Annotated in this window: 16 protein-coding genes and 1 pseudogene; 13 read left to right on the top strand and 4 right to left on the bottom strand. The window is 73.9% G+C overall.

Features of this window, described 5'->3' with window-relative positions; genetic code table 11:
• The 10 genes and pseudogenes from Q4D18_RS07615 to nrdR all read left to right on the top strand — a co-directional run.
• A pseudogene (locus tag Q4D18_RS07615) lies at positions 1-235 on the top strand (cell division protein FtsZ); the annotation flags it as partial.
• A gap of 98 nt (positions 236-333) precedes the next feature.
• Positions 334-1,050 (top strand): polyphenol oxidase family protein, encoded by a 717-nt coding sequence (locus tag Q4D18_RS07610; RefSeq protein WP_303126985.1) that lies wholly within the window; start codon positions 334-336, stop codon positions 1,048-1,050.
• Positions 1,043-1,825, top strand: a complete 783-nt coding sequence (locus tag Q4D18_RS07605; protein ID WP_303126982.1) for a YggS family pyridoxal phosphate-dependent enzyme — start codon at positions 1,043-1,045, stop codon at positions 1,823-1,825. Before Q4D18_RS07610 ends, Q4D18_RS07605 begins: the two co-directional genes overlap by 8 nt.
• 93 nt (positions 1,826-1,918) lie before the next feature.
• A complete protein-coding gene (locus Q4D18_RS07600) occupies positions 1,919-2,533 on the top strand; it encodes a cell division protein SepF (protein WP_303126980.1) in 615 nt (204 codons plus the stop codon).
• 2 nt (positions 2,534-2,535) lie between these two features.
• On the top strand, positions 2,536-2,823 hold the full coding sequence (locus tag Q4D18_RS07595) for a YggT family protein (RefSeq protein WP_303126978.1): 288 nt from the start codon (positions 2,536-2,538) through the stop codon (positions 2,821-2,823).
• A 156-nt stretch (positions 2,824-2,979) separates the two neighbouring features.
• Positions 2,980-3,567: a DivIVA domain-containing protein gene (locus tag Q4D18_RS07590; protein WP_303126976.1), complete on the top strand. Its 588-nt coding sequence runs from the start codon at positions 2,980-2,982 to the stop codon at positions 3,565-3,567.
• A gap of 71 nt (positions 3,568-3,638) precedes the next feature.
• Entirely contained in the window at positions 3,639-4,127 is a 489-nt protein-coding gene (lspA, locus tag Q4D18_RS07585) for a signal peptidase II (RefSeq protein WP_303126993.1), read from the top strand.
• Between the two features lie 21 nt (positions 4,128-4,148).
• On the top strand, positions 4,149-5,087 hold the full coding sequence (locus Q4D18_RS07580; RefSeq protein ID WP_303126974.1) for an RluA family pseudouridine synthase: 939 nt from the start codon (positions 4,149-4,151) through the stop codon (positions 5,085-5,087).
• A gap of 119 nt (positions 5,088-5,206) precedes the next feature.
• Entirely contained in the window at positions 5,207-8,806 is a 3,600-nt protein-coding gene (dnaE, locus tag Q4D18_RS07575; protein WP_303126972.1) for a DNA polymerase III subunit alpha, read from the top strand.
• A 22-nt stretch (positions 8,807-8,828) separates the two neighbouring features.
• On the top strand, positions 8,829-9,323 hold the full coding sequence (nrdR, locus tag Q4D18_RS07570) for a transcriptional regulator NrdR (protein ID WP_303126970.1): 495 nt from the start codon (positions 8,829-8,831) through the stop codon (positions 9,321-9,323).
• A 119-nt stretch (positions 9,324-9,442) separates the two neighbouring features.
• Here nrdR and ppgK read toward each other — a convergent pair whose 3' ends face one another.
• Positions 9,443-10,264 carry a polyphosphate--glucose phosphotransferase gene (ppgK, locus tag Q4D18_RS07565; protein WP_303126991.1) on the bottom strand — a complete coding sequence of 274 codons (822 nt, stop codon included), beginning with the start codon at positions 10,262-10,264 and terminating at the stop codon, positions 9,443-9,445.
• Positions 10,265-10,315: 51 nt separating this feature from the next.
• Entirely contained in the window at positions 10,316-11,257 is a 942-nt protein-coding gene (gene map / locus Q4D18_RS07560; RefSeq protein WP_303126967.1) for a type I methionyl aminopeptidase, read from the bottom strand.
• A 70-nt stretch (positions 11,258-11,327) separates the two neighbouring features.
• Between map and Q4D18_RS07555 the strand changes: the two genes are divergently transcribed.
• Positions 11,328-11,552: an SPOR domain-containing protein gene (locus tag Q4D18_RS07555; RefSeq protein WP_303126965.1), complete on the top strand. Its 225-nt coding sequence runs from the start codon at positions 11,328-11,330 to the stop codon at positions 11,550-11,552.
• Between the two features lie 36 nt (positions 11,553-11,588).
• Here the strand turns inward: Q4D18_RS07555 and panB are convergent, their stop codons facing one another.
• Positions 11,589-12,491 (bottom strand): 3-methyl-2-oxobutanoate hydroxymethyltransferase, encoded by a 903-nt coding sequence (gene panB, locus Q4D18_RS07550; protein WP_303126963.1) that lies wholly within the window; start codon positions 12,489-12,491, stop codon positions 11,589-11,591.
• An 89-nt stretch (positions 12,492-12,580) separates the two neighbouring features.
• Here panB and Q4D18_RS07545 point away from each other — a divergent pair, with 89 nt between their 5' ends.
• Both Q4D18_RS07545 and Q4D18_RS07540 read left to right on the top strand, forming a co-directional pair.
• Positions 12,581-13,921 carry a glutamine synthetase family protein gene (locus tag Q4D18_RS07545; RefSeq protein ID WP_303126961.1) on the top strand — a complete coding sequence of 447 codons (1,341 nt, stop codon included), beginning with the start codon at positions 12,581-12,583 and terminating at the stop codon, positions 13,919-13,921.
• Positions 13,922-13,964: 43 nt separating this feature from the next.
• Complete coding sequence (locus Q4D18_RS07540; RefSeq protein ID WP_303126989.1) at positions 13,965-17,033, top strand: bifunctional [glutamine synthetase] adenylyltransferase/[glutamine synthetase]-adenylyl-L-tyrosine phosphorylase; 3,069 nt, start codon at positions 13,965-13,967, stop codon at positions 17,031-17,033.
• 53 nt (positions 17,034-17,086) lie between these two features.
• On the opposite strand, the gene Q4D18_RS07535 is transcribed toward Q4D18_RS07540, so the two are convergent.
• On the bottom strand, positions 17,087-18,061 hold the full coding sequence (locus tag Q4D18_RS07535) for an LLM class flavin-dependent oxidoreductase (RefSeq protein WP_303126987.1): 975 nt from the start codon (positions 18,059-18,061) through the stop codon (positions 17,087-17,089).
• Positions 18,062-18,115 lie beyond the last annotated feature (54 nt).

Here is an 18,115-nt window from a genome sequence, read left to right as displayed (position 1 = left end):
GCCGGCCCCGCAGCAGCAGGTCGCCCCGCAACGCGCCGCCGCGCCGCAGGCCCCGCAGCAGCCGGTCGCTCCGCAGCGCACCCAGGTGCCGGGCACCATGCCCCTGTCCCCGCAGGCCCCGCAGTCCGGCGGCCAGCAGCAGGGGGCCCCGCAGCGCCGCCAGCAGGACCTGCCCGCCGTCGTGGAGCCCGAGCTGGGCGCCAACGACCTCGACGTCCCGGACTTCCTGAAGTGATCCTCGGCGAGGGGCCGGTCGGGACGCAGCCGATCCCGTCCGGCCCCTTCGTCCATCGTGCCGACCTGCGCTCGGACTCCCGCGGGCGAACGGCCCACGTGGCCTGGACCTCCGCGGCGGCCGGCAGCCTGGCCCTGCACATCCTCGGCGCGGACGAGACCCCGGCGCGGCGGGAGGTCGAGCAGTCGCGCGCGGCCGTGGAGGACGCGATGGGCGTCGAGCGCGGCCGCACGTTCTACCTGGACCAGGTGCACTCCGCGGACGTCGTGACCGCCGACGGGATCGGCTGGGGCGGGGCGGCCGGCCCGACCGCCGACGCCTCGGTGAGCCCCGACGGCTCGCAGCCGCTCGCGGTGCTCGTGGCGGACTGCCTGCCGGTCCTCTTCGTGGACGGCCTGACCGGCGCCACAGCGGCCTCCCACGCAGGCCGACGGGGCCTGCTGGACGGCGTGCTGGAGAACACCGTCGACGCCCTCGAGGCCCTGCGCCCGGCCGGCGCCCGGGGCACGTTCGGCATGAAGGCCTGGATCGGCCCCGGCGTGTGCGGGCGCTGCTACGAGGTGCCCGAGGACATGCGGGCGGAGGCCGCGGCCCGGATCCCCGAGCTGCACTCCACCACCTCCTGGGGGACACCCGCGCTGAACCTGCCCGCCGGAGCCCAGGCGGTGCTGCGGGCCCGCGGCGTGGCGGTCGAGCGCATCGACCTGTGCACCCTCGAGGACGAGCGCGTCTTCTCCCATCGGCGTCAGCCGGGCCGGGGCCGGTTCGTCGGTCTGGTGTGGACCACCGGCGCCGAGGCGGCCGATCGTGGCTGACACCCCGCCCGTCGACGCGGTCGACCCCCGCACTCGGGAGCTCGCCGAGCGCCTCGAGGCGGTGCGCGCGCGCATCGCGCGGGCCGCCGCGGCCGCCGGGCGCGCGGAGGCGCCCCGTCTCGTGGTGGTGACCAAGACCCACCCGGCCGAGGACGTGCTGCGGCTCGCCGCCCTCGGGGTCACGGACGTGGGGGAGAACCGCGACCAGGAGGCCCGCCCCAAGGCCGCCGAGACGGCCGAGCGGCTCGGGGCGTCCGCCCCCCGTTGGCACTTCATCGGCCAGCTGCAGACCAACAAGGCCAAGCATGTGGTGAAGTACGCCTCCGCCGTGCACTCGGTGGACCGGGTCGAGCTCGTGGACGCGCTGTCCCGTGCCGTGGTCCTGCGCCGCGAGCGCGAGGGTGCCGACGCCGTCGCCGACCTGGACTGCCTCGTCCAGGTGGACGTGGACGAGCGCGCCGACGAGGACCGCCCCGAGGGGATCGGTCCGCGCGGCGGGGCCCCGCTGGACCGGGTCGACGCCGTGGCGGCGCGCCTGGCCGCGGCGGAGGGGCTGCGCCTGCGCGGCCTGATGTGCGTGGCCCCGCGCGGCGTGGAGCCGGCCGACGCGTTCGCCCGCCTGGCCGCGCTCGGGGCGCGGCTGCGCGCCGAGCACCCGGACGCGGACGTCCTCTCCATGGGCATGTCCGCCGACCTCGAGGCCGCGGTGGCCGCGGGGGCGACACACGTGCGGATCGGCTCGGACATCCTGGGGGCCCGCGGCGGCGTGGGATAGCGTGGACCAGCGCGCCCCCGTCGGGGGCGCCCGACCCGACGACGAACGACGGAGGGTCCCGACCGCGGGACCCCGACGACGCGGAGGAAGCACATGGCCGGCGGCCTGAAGAAGACGATGATCTACCTCGGCCTGGCCGACGGCGACGAGTACGAGGAGCAGCAGCGGGTCGAGCCCCGCGAGGCCGCGCCCCGGCGGGACGTCGTGGAGGCCCGCCGGGTGACCGAGGAGGCCCCGGAGCCCTCGGCCCCGGAGCCCGCCCCCGCCGTCCCGTCGACCGGCGCCGGCTCCTCCGCCGTGGAGCCCGCGCCGCGCCGGGCCGTCCGACCGGAGCCCGAGCCGGCCCCCGAGGCCGCCGACCAGGGGTATCGTGCCCCGGTCACCCCCATCAAGCGAGCTGCCGCGTCGTCGGCCGAAGGAGACTCCGTGCGCACCCTGTCCACCGTCCACCCGCGCTCCTACAACGACGCGAAGAGCATCGGCGAGGCGTTCCGCTCCGGCATGCCCGTGATCATGAACGTGACCGACCTGGGCGAGAACGAGGCCAAGCGCCTCGTGGACTTCGCCGCCGGCCTCGTGTTCGGCCTGCACGGGTCCATCTCCCGCATCACGAGCAAGGTCTTCCTGCTGACCCCCTCCACCGTCGAGGTGGTGGGGGAGGACTCCCCGGCTCCGCGCGACGCGGACGCCCCGTACGACAACGACTGACCGTGCAGCTGCTCCTCGCCCTCGCGTACCTCGTCCTGACCGTCGCGCTGGCCGCCCTGACGGTGCGGATCGTCCTGGACGTCACCCGCTCGTTCGCGCGGCAGTGGCGGCCGACCGGCCCCGCCCTCGTGGCGGCCAGCGCCGTGTACGCGGTGACCGACCCGCCCCTGGACGCCCTGCGTCGGAGGATCCCCCCGCTCAACCTGGGCGGGGTGGGCCTGGATCTGGCCTTCCTGGTCCTGTTCCTCGCCGTGGTGCTGCTGCGCACCCTGGTGCTCGTCCTGGCCTGACGGACCGGCCCGGGGCGACCGCCCCCTCCCCGCCCTCCGGGCCGGGGAGGGGGGCGGTGGTATCGTCGGCGGACGACAGTCCGGCGTCCGGCGGCCGCCCGCCGTGACCGCGCATCCCCGTCCCGGCCGCCGTGCGAGAGAGAGGGTGGCCCGCCGATGGCACTGTCCTGGGAAGACGTGGTCAACAAGGAGTTCCAGCTCACCAAGTTCCGCGAGGGCTACGACCGCGAGGAGGTCGAGGACTTCCTCGACGAGGTGGTCGAGGAGCTCAAGCGCCTCACCGAGGCCAACGCCCGCCTGACCGCCGAGCTCGAGCAGTGCCGCGCTGGGGCCCCCGCCGCCGCGCCGGAGTCCGCGCAGGCCGCCCCCGCCATCGCGGACCCGACCCCGGTCCAGGCCGCGTCCGTCCAGCAGCCCGCCGCCGACTCCGCGAGCTCCGCCGCCGGCGTGCTGGCCATGGCCCAGCGCCTGCACGACGAGTACGTCGCCGAGGGCGAGCAGCGCCGCGATCAGATCATTGCCGAGGCCGAGACCACCGCCACCACTGTGGTCCGTGAGGCCGAGGAGACCCGCACCCGCACCCTCACCGAGCTCGAGACCCGGCGCAAGGGCCTCGAGCACGACGTCGAGCGGCTCCGGGCCTTCGAGACCGACTACCGCGCCCGCCTCACCTCCTACATCGAGGGGCAGTTGCGCGAGATCACCTCCCAGGAGCGGGTCGAGCCCGCCCAGGGGACCGCGTGAGCACTGCCGCCGACCCGTCCGGGGACGCCGGACGCCGCGCCCCGGCCCCCCGCGGGGCCGGCGCGCGGCGCGTGGTCGTGACCGGTCTTGCCCTGGCGGTCCTGGCCTACGCGCTGGACCAGGGCACCAAGCTGTGGGTCGAGCGGACCATGGAGCTGGGCCAGTCGATCGTGGTCGTGCCGGGGCTGCTGCGCTGGTACTACATCCTGAACCCCGGTGCGGCGTTCTCGATCGGCACGGACGTCACGTGGGTGTTCACGATCGTGCAGGCGGTCGTCGCCGTCGTGGCCCTCGTCACGCTGCTGCGCGCCCGCTCGTGGGCGTGGGGCCTCGCCCTGGGCGGCCTGCTGGGCGGCGTCCTGGGCAACCTGACGGACCGCCTGTTCCGGCCGCCGTCGTTCGGGCAGGGCCACGTCGTGGACATGATCTCCGTGCCGAACTTCGCCGTGTTCAACGTGGCGGACTCCTTCATCGTGTGCTCGATCGTCGGCCTGTGCCTGCTGATGGTGACCGGCCGCGGGCTGGACGGCACCCGCGACGGCGCCGACGGGCGGGGCTGACCCGTGGGGCTGCGACCGGGCGTGACCGAGCGCCTCGAGGTGGACGACGCTGCGGCCGGCCGTCGGGCCGACGCCGTGCTCGCCGAGGCCTTCGGGGTCTCGCGCGCCTCCCTGGCCGACCTGTTCGCCCGCGGCCTGGTCCGCGCCGAGTCCCGCACGGGCCGCCGCGACCGCGTGCTGGCCAAGTCGGCGAAGGCGGTGGCGGGGGAGAGCCTCGTCGTCGACGTGCCGGACGACCCCGACCCCCTGGAAGTGAGGGCAGAGACCGTGGAGGCCATGACGATCCTCTACGAGGACGAGCACATGCTGGCGGTGGACAAGCCGACCGGCGTGGCCGCCCACCCCTCCCCGGGGTGGTTCGGCCCCACCGTGGTCGGCGGGCTCGCCGCCCTCGGCCACGACATCTCCACCTCCGGCGCCCCGGAGCGCCAGGGCATCGTGCACCGGCTCGACGTCGGCACCACCGGCGTGATGGCGGTGGCCAAGACGGAGCGGGCCTACACGGCCCTGAAGGACCAGTTCCGCGACCGCGTGCCGGAGAAGGTCTACCACGCCGTGGTGCAGGGCATGCCGGACCCGCTCGCCGGCACGATCGACGCGCCCATCGGCCGGGACCCCGGCCACCACTGGCGCTTCGCGGTGCTCGAGGGGGGCCGGCCCTCCGTGACCCACTACGAGACCCTCGAGGCGTTCGGGCGGGCCACGCTGCTGGAGATCCACCTTGAGACCGGCCGCACCCACCAGATCCGCGTGCACACCTCCGCCCTGCGCCACCCGTGCGCCGGGGACCTCACCTACGGGGCCGACCCCGTGCTGGCGGCCGAGCTCGGCCTGACCCGCCAGTGGCTGCACGCCCACCGCCTCGTGCTGCCGCATCCGGTCACCGGCGAGACCCTGCGGATCGAGTCCCCGCACCCGCACGACCTCGCCCGGGCCCTGGAGGTCCTGCGCGGCGGGTGAGCCCGGTCCCGCCCGCCGCGCCCGGGCGCGTGGCCCCCTAGACTGGTCCGGTCCCGCACCCCGCCGTCCGCCCGGTCGGCGGACCGTCCCCGCGGGGCGTCAGGGAGGATGGACGCGCCATGACCGTGCAGCAGGAGACCACCGCCGAGGCCACGAGGGACGGCGGCTTCGTCCATCTGCACACGCACACCGAGTACTCGATGCTGGACGGCGCCGCGAAGCTCGACGAGCTGTTCGCCGAGGCCAACCGCCTGGGCATGGACTCGCTGGCCATCACAGACCACGGCTACCTCTTCGGCGCGTTCGACTTCTGGAACAAGGCCCGCCAGGCGGGGGTCAAGCCGATCATCGGCCTCGAGGCGTACCTGACGCCCGGCACCCAGCACCGCACGGACAAGGCCAAGACCCGCTGGGGCGAGCCGCACCAGCGCGGCGACGACGTCTCCGGCGGCGGCGCGTACACCCACATGACGCTGCTGTCCGAGGACAACACCGGCATGCACAACCTGTTCAAGATGGGCTCGATCGCCTCGCTCGACTCGGTGTACGCGAAGTGGCCCCGTATCGACCGCGAGCTGCTGAGCCGGTACTCGAAGGGCCTGATCGCCACCACGGGCTGCCCGTCCGGGGAGATCCAGACCCGCCTGCGCCTGGGCCACTACCGCGAGGCGATGCAGGCCGCGTCGGACTTCCGCGACATCTTCGGCAAGGACAACTTCTTCTGCGAGGTCATGCACCACGGCCTCGACATCGAGCGCCGCGTGATGGAGGACCTGCGCCGCCTGGCCAAGGACCTGGGCCTGCCGTTCGTGGCCACCAACGACCTGCACTACACGCACGAGCACGACGCGAAGGCCCACGAGGCGCTGCTGGCCATCCAGTCCGGCTCCAAGCTCAACGAGCCCACCTACGACCAGGGCGGCTCCCGCTTCGCCTTCTCCGGCACGGAGTACTACCTGAAGTCCCCGCGGCAGATGCGGGAGCTGTTCCGGGAGCTGCCCGAGGCGTGCGACAACACGCTCCTGATCGCCGAGCGCTGCGAGGTGTCCTTCGACACCGACGCCAACTACATGCCGCTGTTCCCCACCCCCGAGGGGGAGGACGAGACCAGCTGGCTCGTCAAGGAGGTCGCCAAGGGCCTCGACTACCGCTATCCCGACGGCGTCCCGGACCACGTGCGCAAGCAGGCGGACTACGAGCTGGACGTCATCATCTCGATGGGCTTCCCCGGCTACTTCCTCGTGGTGGCCGACTTCATCAACTGGGCCAAGGACAACGGCATCCGCGTGGGTCCCGGGCGCGGCTCGGGCGCCGGCTCGATGGTGGCGTACGCGCTGCGCATCACGGACCTGGACCCGCTCAAGCACGGTCTGATCTTCGAGCGGTTCCTGAACCCGGACCGCGTGTCCATGCCCGACTTCGACGTCGACTTCGACGACCGCCGCCGCTCCGAGGTGATCGACTACGTCACCCGCAAGTACGGCGACGAGCGCGTCACCATGATCGTCACGTACGGCACCATCAAGACCAAGCAGGCGCTGAAGGACTCCGCCCGCGTGATGGACCAGCCGTTCTCCATGGGCGAGGCGCTCACCAAGGCGCTGCCACCGGCGGTGATGGCGAAGGACATCCCGCTCAAGGACATCGAGGACCCCGAGGCCAAGCGCTACGCCGAGGCCGGGGACTTCCGCCAGCTGGTGGCCACGGACCCGGTGGCCAAGGAGGTCTTCGAGACCGCCAAGGGCATCGAGGGCCTGAAGCGCCAGTGGGGCGTGCACGCCGCCGGCGTCATCATGTCCTCGCACCCGGTGATCGACGTCATCCCGATCATGCGCCGGCTGCAGGACGGCCAGGTCATCACGCAGTTCGACTACCCCACCGCCGAGGGGCTCGGGCTGATCAAGATGGACTTCCTGGGGCTGCGCAACCTCACGATCATCTCGGACGCGCTCGAGAACGTGAAGGACAACAAGGGGATCGAGATCGACCTCGAGACCCTCGACGTGGAGGACCGGGCCTCGTACGAGCTGCTGGCCCGCGGCGACACCCTGGGGGTGTTCCAGCTCGACGGGGGGCCCATGCGCTCGCTGCTGAAGATGATGCGCCCGGACAACTTCGAGGACATCTCGGCGACCATCGCGCTCTACCGCCCGGGCCCCATGGGCGCGAACTCGCACACGAACTACGCGCTGCGCAAGAACGGGCAGCAGGAGATCACCCCGATCCACCCGGAGCTCGAGGAGCCGCTGAAGGACATCCTCGACACGACCTACGGCCTGATCGTGTACCAGGAGCAGGTCATGGCGATCGCCCAGAAGGTGGCCGGGTACACCCTCGGCCAGGCGGACATCCTGCGCCGCGCGATGGGCAAGAAGAAGAAGTCCGAGCTGGACAAGCAGTACGCCGCCTTCCAGCAGGGCATGCTGGACCGCGGCTACTCGCAGGCGGCGATCACGGCGCTGTGGGACATCCTCCTGCCGTTCTCGGACTACGCGTTCAACAAGGCGCACTCGGCCGCGTATGGGCTGGTCTCCTACTGGACGGCCTACCTCAAGGCCCACCACCCGGCCGAGTACATGGCGGCGCTGCTCACCTCGGTGGGCGATGACAAGGACAAGCTCGCCATGTACCTCAACGAGTGCCGCCACATGGGCATCACGGTGCTCCCGCCGGACGTGAACGAGTCGTTCCAGAACTTCACCCCGGTGGGCACGGACATCCGCTTCGGCATGGGCGCGGTGCGCAACGTGGGCACGAACGTGGTCAAGGGCATGGTGCAGGCCCGCGAGGACAAGGGCGCCTTCACGGGCTTCGGGGACTTCCTCGCCAAGGTCCCGCTCGTGGTCTGCAACAAGCGCACGATCGAGTCCATGATCAAGGCCGGCGCCTTCGACTCGCTCGGCTACGCGCGCCGCGCACTGCTGGCCGTCCACGAGGAGGCGGTGGACGCCACGGTGCAGCAGAAGCGCAAGGAGGACCACGGCGAGTTCACCTTCGACCTGTTCGCCCTCGGGGGCGCGAGCGAGGAGGACGACTCCGACGCCTCCGACGGCGTCGCCGTGCCCGACCTGCCCGAGTGGCCCAAGAAGGAGAAGCTCACGTTCGAGCGCGAGATGCTCGGCCTCTACGTCTCCGACCACCCGCTCCAGGGCCTCGACGCGGTCCTGAGCCAGTTCGCGGACACCCCGATCACGCGCGTGCTCGACGACGACGGGCCCGCCGACGGCGCGCACGTCACCATCGCCGGGCTCATCACCACGCTCGAGCGGCGCATCGCCAAGAGCTCCGGCAACGCGTACGCCCGCTGCGAGATCGAGGACCTCGGCGGCTCGATGGACGTGATGTTCTTCGGCCAGGTCTACGCGCCCATCGCGATGATGCTGCAGGAGGACCTCGTCGTCGCCGTGAAGGGACGGGTGCAGCGCCGGGACGACGGCTCCGTGGTGCTCTCCGCCATGGAGATGGCCATCCCCGAGCTGACGGACCCCACCGGCGGGCCGGTGCGGATCACGATGCCCGCGTTCAAGGCGACGGAGCGCGTGGTGGGCCAGCTCGCGGACGTGCTGCGCACCCACGAGGGCTCCTCCGAGGTGCGCCTGACCCTGGCCGGCCAGCGCGGCGTGCAGGAGTTCGCCCTCGGCCCGCAGTTCCGGGTGGCGCCCACCCCCGCGCTGTTCGGGGACCTGAAGATCCTGCTGGGCCCCACCTGCCTGGCCTGAGCCGACCGAGAGGACCCGCACCGTGCACTGCCCCTACTGCCGCCACGAGGACTCGCGCGTGGTGGACTCCCGCTCGCTCGAGGACGGCTCGGCCATCCGCCGGCGCCGCCAGTGCCGTGCGTGCGGCAAGCGCTTCACCACCATGGAGACGACCTCGCTGACGGTGGTCAAGCGCTCCGGCGTGGCCGAGCCCTTCGACCGCTCCAAGGTCATCAACGGCGTGCGCAAGGCCTGCCAGGGGCGGCCCGTCTCGAGCGACGACCTCGCGGTGCTGGCCCAGGAGGTGGAGGAGGCCGTGCGCGCCTCGGGCAACGCCGAGGTGGACGCCCACGCCGTCGGATTGGCGATCCTGGGGCCGCTGCGCCGTCTCGACCAGGTGGCCTACCTGCGGTTCGCCTCCGTCTACCAGGACTTCGAGTCCCTCGACGACTTCGCCGACGCGATCGCCGAGCTGCGGACCCAGGAGGCCGCCGCGCGGGGCCGGACCGCGGTGCAGCCGCGCCTGCCCAGGCGCTAGAGTGTCCGTCGTGGCCGCCGCAGGCGGCCCGTGGACGCCGAGGGCGGTTCCGGAGGGGAAGCCGGAACCGCCCTCGGTGCGTCCGGGGCCGGACGGGACGGCCCCGCGGGCCGGCGCGGTCAGCGCGCGGTGCGGTCCGCCGGGTCCGCGTGGGCCGCGAGCGCGGCGCCCACGATGCCCGCGTTGTTCCTCAGCTGTGCGGGCACGATCGGGGTGTCCAGCGTGAGCAGGGGCAGGTAGTCGTCGGGTCGCTTGGAGATGCCGCCGCCCACGATGAACAGGTCGGGGGAGAGGATCCGCTCCACGTGGGAGAAGAACCGCTGCAGGCGGGTGGCGTACTCGGGCCAGGAGAGGTCCTCGCGCTCGCGGGCCTTGGCGGAGGCGCGGGTCTCGGCCATCACGCCGTCCAGCTCGAGGGAGCCGACCTCGAAGTTCGGGATCAGGACCCCGTCGTGGATCATCGCGCCGCCGATGCCGGTGCCCAGGGTGATGACCAGCACGAGCCCGTCCACGCCGCGGCCGGCGCCGTAGCGGGCCTCGGCCAGGCCGGCGGCGTCGGCGTCGTTGACCACGTGCACGGGGCGCTGGAGGGCGTCCTCGAACGTCTCCTGCAGGCTCACGCCGATCCAGGAGGGGTCGATGTTGTTGGCCGAGCGGCACACGCCGTGCTGCACGATCGAGGGGAAGCACACGCCCACCGGGGTGTCCGGGTGGGGCGCCTTGCGGCGGGTGTCCAGCTCGGACACGATCTGGGTGAGCGTGCGCGCCATCGTCTCCGGCAGGGCCGGCTGGGGGGTGGGCAGCCGGAAGCGGTCGCCACGGAGGGTCCCGGACTTGGGCCCGGCGCCGAGGCGGACGATCCCGCCCTTCATGCCGGTGCCGCCGATGTCGACTCCGAGGACGGCGGGGTGCGTGGACGGGGACGGGGGCAGGTGGGGGATCACACCGGTGTTCGGGAAGCTCACGGCCGCCAGTCTACGGACCCGGGCGTCTCAGGGCAGGGTGAGGACCTCGGCGCCGTCCTCGGTGACCACGAGCGTGTGCTCGAACTGCGCGGTGCGCCTCCGGTCCCGGGTGACCACGGTCCAGCCGTCGTCCCACTGGTCCCACTCGATCGTGCCGAGGGTGATCATCGGCTCGATGGTGAACACCATGCCGGGCACCATCACCCGGTTGTGGGCGGGGGCGGCGTCGTAGTGGGGGATCACCAGGCCGGAGTGGAACTCCACGCCCACGCCGTGGCCGATGAAGTCGCGGACCACACCGTAGCCGAAGCGCTTGGCGTAGGACTCGATGGCGCGGCCGATCACGTTGACCTCGCGCCCCGGCTTGACGGCCTTGATGCCGCGGCGCAGGGCCTCCTCGGTGCGCTCCACGAGCAGGCGGGATTCCTCGTCCACGTCGCCGACGAGGTAGGTGCGGTTGTGGTCGCCGTGGACGCCGTCCTTGTAGGCGGTGATGTCCAGGTTGACGATGTCCCCGTCCTCCAGGACGGTGGAGTCCGGGATGCCGTGGCAGATGACCTCGTTGACCGAGGTGCAGATGGACCGGGGGAAGCCGCGGTAGCCGAGGCAGGACGGGTAGGCGCCCGCGGACACGAGGAACTCGTGGGCGATCCGGTCCAGCTCGTCGGTGGTGACGCCGGGGCGGATGTGCGCGGCGGTGTGCTCCATGACCTGCGCCGCGATCCGGCCGGCGGCGCGGATGCGGGCGATCCCCTCGGCGTCGTACACGTCCGAGGCGTTGCCCTCGTCCGCGGTGGCCCGGCCGACGTACTCCGGGCGGGGGATCGACGCCGGCACGGGCGGGGCGGGCGACGTCGCACCGGGGACCAGCCGGCCGACGGGCGCGAGCGATCCCGGCTCCGGGGCGGGCGGGCCCTCCGGGCGGGGGCCGTTGTGGCTGGCGGGGGCGGGGGAGGTCTGCGCGGACATGCCCCCCAGCGTATCGGGGGCGCCCGGTCCGGCTGTCCGCACCCGCCGGGGCCGGTCTAGGGTGTGGGCCATGACTGAGACGCACGAGGCCGGCAGCGGCTACTGGTTCAACATCCGCACCCACCAGGTGGAGGAGGGTCCGCAGTCCGACTGGAAGGACCTGCTCGGCCCCTACGGCTCCCGGGCCGAGGCCGAGGGCGCCCTGGCGAAGGTCCAGGCCCGCAACGAGGCCGCGGACCGCGCCGACGACGCCGACGACGACTGGGACGCCAACCCCTTCAACGACAAGTCCTGACCCGCGCCCCGCCCCCGGGCGCGGCGGCCGGGGCCGTCAGGCCTCGAAGCCGTGCTCGGGCGAGGGGAAGGACCCGTCCAGGACCTCGGAGCGGTAGGCCCGCACCGCCTCGCCGACCACCTCGTGCAGGCGGGCGTACTGCTTCACGAACCGGGGGGTGCGCCCGGCGCGCAGCCCGAGCATGTCCTGCCACACGAGGACCTGCCCCGTGGTGTGCGGGCCGGCGCCGATGCCCACGGTGGGCACCCGGACCGCGGCGTCGACGGCGGCGGCGACGTCGGAGGGGACCATCTCCATCAGGACGGCGAACGCCCCGGCCTCCTCGAGCGCGCGGGCGGAGGCGACCATGCGCTCGGCTGCGCCCTCCCCGCGCCCCTGCACGCGGTACCCGCCGAGGACGTGCTCGGACTGCGGGGTGAAGCCGAGGTGCGCCATCACGGGCACGCCAGCGGCCGTCATGGCGGCCACGTGCGGGGCGAACCTCTCGTCCCCCTCGGCCTTGACGGCGTGCACGCCGGCCTCCTTCATCAGGCGCACCCCCGCCGCCACCGCCTGCTCGGGGGAGGCCTCGTAGGAGCCGAAGGGCAGGTCCGCCACCACGAGCGCGCGGGAGGCCCCGCGGACCACGGCCGCGGAGAACAGCACCATCTGGTCCAGGGTCACCGGCAGCGTGGAGGAGTGGCCCAGCACGGTGTTGCCCACCGAGTCGCCCACCAGGAGCACCTCCACGCCGGCCTCGTCGAACAGGGCGGCCGTCATCGCGTCGTACGTCGTGAGCATCGCGAACCGGCGCCCCTCGTCCTTGGCCCGCCGCAGGTGGACCGTGCGCACGCGGGCGGGGGCGGCCGGCGTCGTCGCGGGCCCGGCCGGGGCGGCGGGGGAGGCGTAGGGGGCGGCGGTCTCGGCGCCGGCGGCGTCGGGCGCGGGGGTCTGGCTCATGGGCCGCAGTCTACGGGCGGGCCCAGCCGGTGCGGCCGGCGGGACGACCCGCACGGCCGCGGCGGGCGGCGGGCGTCTAGAGTGGCCGCATGGACCGTCAGCAGGATTTCGTGCTCCGCACCATCGAGGACCGGGACGTGCGCTTCGTGCGCCTGTGGTTCACGGACGTCATCGGCACCCTCAAGTCCGTCGCCCTCGCCCCCGCCGAGGTGGAGTCGGCGTTCTCCGAGGGCCTGGGCTTCGACGGCTCGTCGATCGACGGCTACACGCGCATCTCCGAGTCGGACATGCTGCTGCAGCCGGACCCCTCCACCTTCCAGATCCTGCCGTGGCGCGGCGAGGCCGGGAACTCCTCCCGCATGTACTGCGACGTGCTCACCCCGGACGGCCGGCCGTCCCCCGCGGACCCCCGCAACGTGCTGCGCCGCGTCCTGGACCGCGCCTCGGCCATGGGCTTCAGCTGCTACACGCACCCCGAGATCGAGTTCTACCTGCTGGCCTCGGACCGGCCCGGCCCGGACGGCGAGCCCGTGCCCGTGGACTCCGCCGGCTACTTCGACCACGTCCCCGGCGGCGCCGCCCAGGACTTCCGCCGCGACGCGGTGATGATGCTCGAGAACATGGGCATCTCCGTGGAGTTCAGCCACCACGAGAACGGCCCCGGCCAGAACGAGATCGACCTGCGCGCCGCGGACGCCCTCACCACGGCGGACAACGTGCAGACGTTCCGCACGATCATGAAGGAGGTGGCCGCCCACCAGGGGATCTACGCCACCTTCATGCCCAAGCCCTTCGGCCGTCACCCCGGCTCCGGGATGCACACCCACTTCTCCCTCTTCGAGGGGGACGCCAACGCCTTCTACGATCCCGCCGACGAGTTCCGCCTCTCCGTCACCGGGCGTCGGTTCATCGCGGGCCTGCTGCGCCACTCCGTGGAGATCAGCCTGGTCACGCACCAGTTCGTGAACTCCTACAAGCGCCTGTGGGGCGCGGACGAGGCCCCCTCCTACGTCTCCTGGGGCCACAACAACCGCTCCGCCCTCGTGCGCGTGCCCCTGTACAAGCCGGACAAGGCCGGCTCGGCCCGCATCGAGTATCGCGGCCTGGACGCCTCCGCCAATCCGTACCTGGCCTACGCACTCCTGCTGGCCGCGGGCCTGCGGGGCATCGAGGAGGGCTACGAGCTCCCCGAGCCCGCCTCGGAGGACGTCGGCGCCCTCACCCCGCAGGAGCGCCGGGTGCTCGGCCACGAGTCCCTGCCCGGCACCCTGCACGACGCCGTCCGCGCCGCCGAGGACTCCGAGTTCATGGCCGAGGTGCTCGGCGAGCACGTCTACCAGGCCCTGCTGCGGAACAAGCGCCAGGAGTGGGACGACTACCGCGTGGAGATCACCCCCTACGAGCTGCGCCGCTACCTCACAGGGCTCTGATCCCGTGAGCGCCCTGCCTCCGCCCCCCGCCGCCCCCGGGGGCGTGCGCCGCAGCCTCGGCCACGCCGGGGTCGTTGACCCCGCCCGGGCCGAGCGCCTGCTGGACTCGCCCGAGCTGGCCGGCCAGGACCGGGACGCCCTCCTGGCGGCCCTGACGTACGCCGCGGATGCGGACCGCGCCCTGCTGCTGTACATCCGCCTGGCCGAGCGCGAGCCCGGCGTGCACCGCGTCCTGGGCGACGCCGGCCGTGCCGCGGCCCTGCTGCGCCTGCTGGGCGCCTCCGAGGCGCTCGGCGAGTTCCTCATCCGCCGCCCCGAGCACCTGGACCTCGTCCTGGACCCCGCGGCCGCCGCCGCCACCGCCCCCGCCCTCGCCCAGCCGGACCCGGCCACGGGCGCCGCGTGGTCGGACGAGCCCGCCGCCCTGCGCGCCCTGCTGCTGGAGTCCGTCGGCGCCGACCCGCGCTCGCCCCGGCCCGTGGCCTCCCGCACCGGAGCGGACGCCGCCGTGCTCCTGCGCCGCGCCTACCGGCGCCAGCTCGCCGCCGTCGCCCTCGCCGACCTGGGCTCGCAGGACCCCACGGCCGTCCTGCCCGGCGTCGGCCGCTGGCTCGCCGACCTGGCCGGGGCCGCGGTCGAGGCCGCGCTCGCGGTCTCCCGCGCCGAGCTCGCCGACCGCGAGGGCGCGGCGGTGGACCACCTGGACCTCGCCGTGATCGGCATGGGCAAGTGCGGCGCCCGCGAGCTCAACTACATCTCCGACGTGGACGTGTTGTTCGTCCACGAGGTGGACGACCCCACCGCCGAGGGTGCACCGGACGACGCGACGGCCTCCCGCCTCGCCGCGGACCTCGCCGCCGGCATCTCCCGCGTCCTCACCGGCCCGGCGCCGGAGCCCGGCCTGTGGGAGGTCGACGCCAACCTGCGCCCCGAGGGCAAGGACGGGGCGCTCTCCCGCACCCTGCCCTCCCACGTGGAGTACTACCGCCGCTGGGCGCACGGCTGGGAGTTCCAGGCCCTGCTCAAGGCCCGTCCGCTGGCGGGCGGGGCGGACCTGGGGCGCCGGTACGTCGAGGCCGTGTGGCCCCGCGTGTGGGAGTCCTCCGCGCGCGAGGGCTTCGTGGACAACGTCCGGCGCATGCGCACCCGCGTGATCGACACGATCGCCCGCGGCGAGCGGGACCGGGAGATCAAGCTGGGTCCGGGCGGCCTGCGCGACGTCGAGTTCACCGCCCAGCTGCTGCAGCTGGTCCACGGCCGCGCCGACGAGAGCGTGCGCGTGCGCGCCACGCTCGACGCGCTCGAGGCCCTGAACCGGGCCTCCTACATCTCCACGGCGGACACGCGGCGCTTCGGCGACCACTACCGGTGGCTGCGGGCCCTCGAGCACCGCATCCAGCTGGTCCACCTGCGCCGCACCCATCTGATGCCCGCCAAGGAGGCGGCCCAGCGCGTGGTGGCCAGGGCCCTGCGCGGGGCCGGGGACACGGCCCCCGTGGCGGCCGAGGACCTCGTGTCCCGCTTCGAGACGGTCCGCCGGGAGGTCCGCTCCCTGCACGAGACGGTGTTCTACCGGCCCCTGCTGTCCACCACGGCGGCCCTGTCCGAGGACGAGGTCCGCCTCACCGCGGACGCCGTCAAGGCGCGCCTGTCCGCCCTGGGCTACCGGGACCCGCGCTCGGCTCTGGGCCACATCGAGGCCCTCACCCGCGGCGTGTCCCGCCGCGCGGCCGTCCAGCGCCAGCTGCTGCCGGTCATGCTCGGCTGGTTCGCGGAGGGCCCGGACCCCGACGCCGGCCTGCTGGCCTTCCGCCGGCTCTCCGAGTCCCTGGGGGCCACCGCGTGGTTCCTGCGCATGCTGCGCGACTCCTCGGACGCCGCGCACCGGCTGTGCCTGGTGCTGGCCAGCTCCCGCCGGGTGGGAGACCTGCTCGAGCACTCGCCGGAGTCGGTCGCCTGGGTGGGGGACGCCCGTGAGCTCGAGCCCCGCTCCCTCGAGACGCTGTGGGGGGAGGTGCAGGCCCGCCTGGACCGCCGCGGCGACGACGAGGACGCGGCGCAGGTCATCCGGCACGTGCGCCAGATCCGCCAGCGTGAGACCCTGCGGATCGCCCTCGCCGACATGACGGGGCTGTGCTCCCTGGAGCGGGTGGGGGCGGCGCTCGCCGACGTCGACCAGGCCGCCGTGCTCGGCGCCCTGCGGGTGGCGCTGCACGCCACGGTGGGGGACGGCGAGCAGCTGACGGACCTGCTGGTGGTGGCCATGGGCCGCCAGGGCGGCCGGGAGATCACCTACGGCTCGGACCTGGACGCGATGGTGGTCCACCGCCCCCGGGCGGGCGCCGACGCCTCCGCGGCCGCGCAGCAGGCCGAGGCGGTGGCCCGTCAGCTCATCGCCCTGCTGCGCCGGCCCGCGCAGCCGCCGCTGCCCAGCGAGCACCCGCTGGAGGTGGACCTGGACCTGCGCCCGGAGGGCAGGCAGGGCCCGCTCGTGCGCACCCTGGACTCGTACCAGGAGTACTACGCCCGGTGGGCGGAGGTGTGGGAGCGCCAGGCGCTGCTGCGCGCCCGACCCGTGGCCGGCGACGACGACCTCGCCGCGGCCTTCGTGCGCTGGGCGGACGGGGTCCGCCACGGCACCGACCTCACCGCCGCGGACGCCCGGGAGATCCGGCGCATCAAGGCCCGTGTGGAGGCCGAGCGGCTGCCGCGCGGCGCCGACCCGTCCCGGCACGTCAAGCTCGGCCGCGGCGGCCTGTCGGACGTGGAATGGCTCGTCCAGTCCCTGCAGCTGCGCCACGCCCACGAGGTCGAGGACCTGCGGGTCACGGGCACGCTCCCGGCGCTGCGGGCCCTGGCCCGCCACGAGCTGCTGGGCGCCTCCGAGGCAGCCCTCCTCGAGGAGGCCTGGCTGCTGGCCACCCGCGTCCGCGCCTCGCTGGTGCTGTGGACCGGCAAGGGCTCGGACGTGCTGCCCACCAATGCCCGTGACCTGGGCGCCCTCGCCCACCTGGCCGGCGGGCACGACGACGGCGCGGCCTTCGAGGAGCGGTACCTGCGGGTGACCCGTCAGGCCCGGCAGGTGTTCGAGCAGCGGTTCTACGGCCTCTGAGCCGCGCCGTCGGGGCCCTGCGCCGGCGGCGCCGAGCGCCCCGACACGACGGGTCAGCCGCGGACCACGTGCTCGCCGAGCAGCTCCAGGGTGCGCACCCGTGCGGCCTGGTCCGGGGCCGCCGTCGTGACGATCAGCTCGTCGGCCTGGACCCGCTCCGCGAAGTCGTGCAGCCAGGTCTGGACCTCGGGGCCGGTGCCCACCGCGGAGCACTCGAGCATGCCGAGCACCTGCTGGCCCGCGGGGGAGTCGAGGAGCATGTCCACCTCGTCCTCCGTGAGGCTGCGGCCGCGGCCGAGCATCATGCGGATCCGCTCGCGGCGGGTGAGCTCCCACTGCTCGTGCGCCTCGTCCTCCGAGTCCGCGGCGATCACGTTGGCGGCGGCGATGAAGTGGGGGCGGTCCAGGGCCTCGGAGGGCTCGAAGTGCTCGCGGTAGAGGCGGGCGGCGTGCTCGAGCATCTGCGGGGCGAAGTGGCTGGCGAACGCGTAGCCGAGGCCCAGGCGCGCGGCGAGCTGGGCGCCGAACGCCGAGGACCCCAGGATGTAGAGGGGCACGTCCGTGCCGGAGCCGGGGTGGGCGGCGATGCCCGGGATGCGGGACTCGCCCCGGAGGTAGCCCTGCAGCTCGAGGACGTCCTGCGGGAAGCGTTCGGCGGCCTCGGGGGAGCGGCGCAACGCCTGCAGGGTGCGCTGGTCCGTGCCGGGCGCGCGGCCCAGACCGAGATCGATCCGGCCGGGATGCAGCTCGGCGAGCGTGCCGAACTGCTCGGCGACCACCAGAGGGGAGTGGTTGGGGAGCATGACGCCGCCCGAGCCGACCCGGATGGTGCTGGTCTGCGAGGCCACATGGGCGATGAGCACCGCGGTGGCGGAGGAGGCGATGCGCTCCATGTTGTGGTGCTCGGCGTACCAGACGCGGTGCAGGCCCTGGGCCTCCGCCACCCGGGCCAGCTCCACGGACTGGGCGATCGCCTCGCCCACGCCCTGGCCGGTGCGCACGGTCGCCAGGTCCAGCAGGGACAGCAGCGGACCGGGGGCGCCGTCGGCGTCGGGGGAGGGCTGGTCGGGGGAGGCGGTGGT

Source organism: Micrococcus sp., assembly GCF_030523875.1.
GTDB lineage: Bacteria > Actinomycetota > Actinomycetes > Actinomycetales > Micrococcaceae > Micrococcus.
This window is presented reverse-complemented; position numbering and strand designations above follow the sequence as displayed.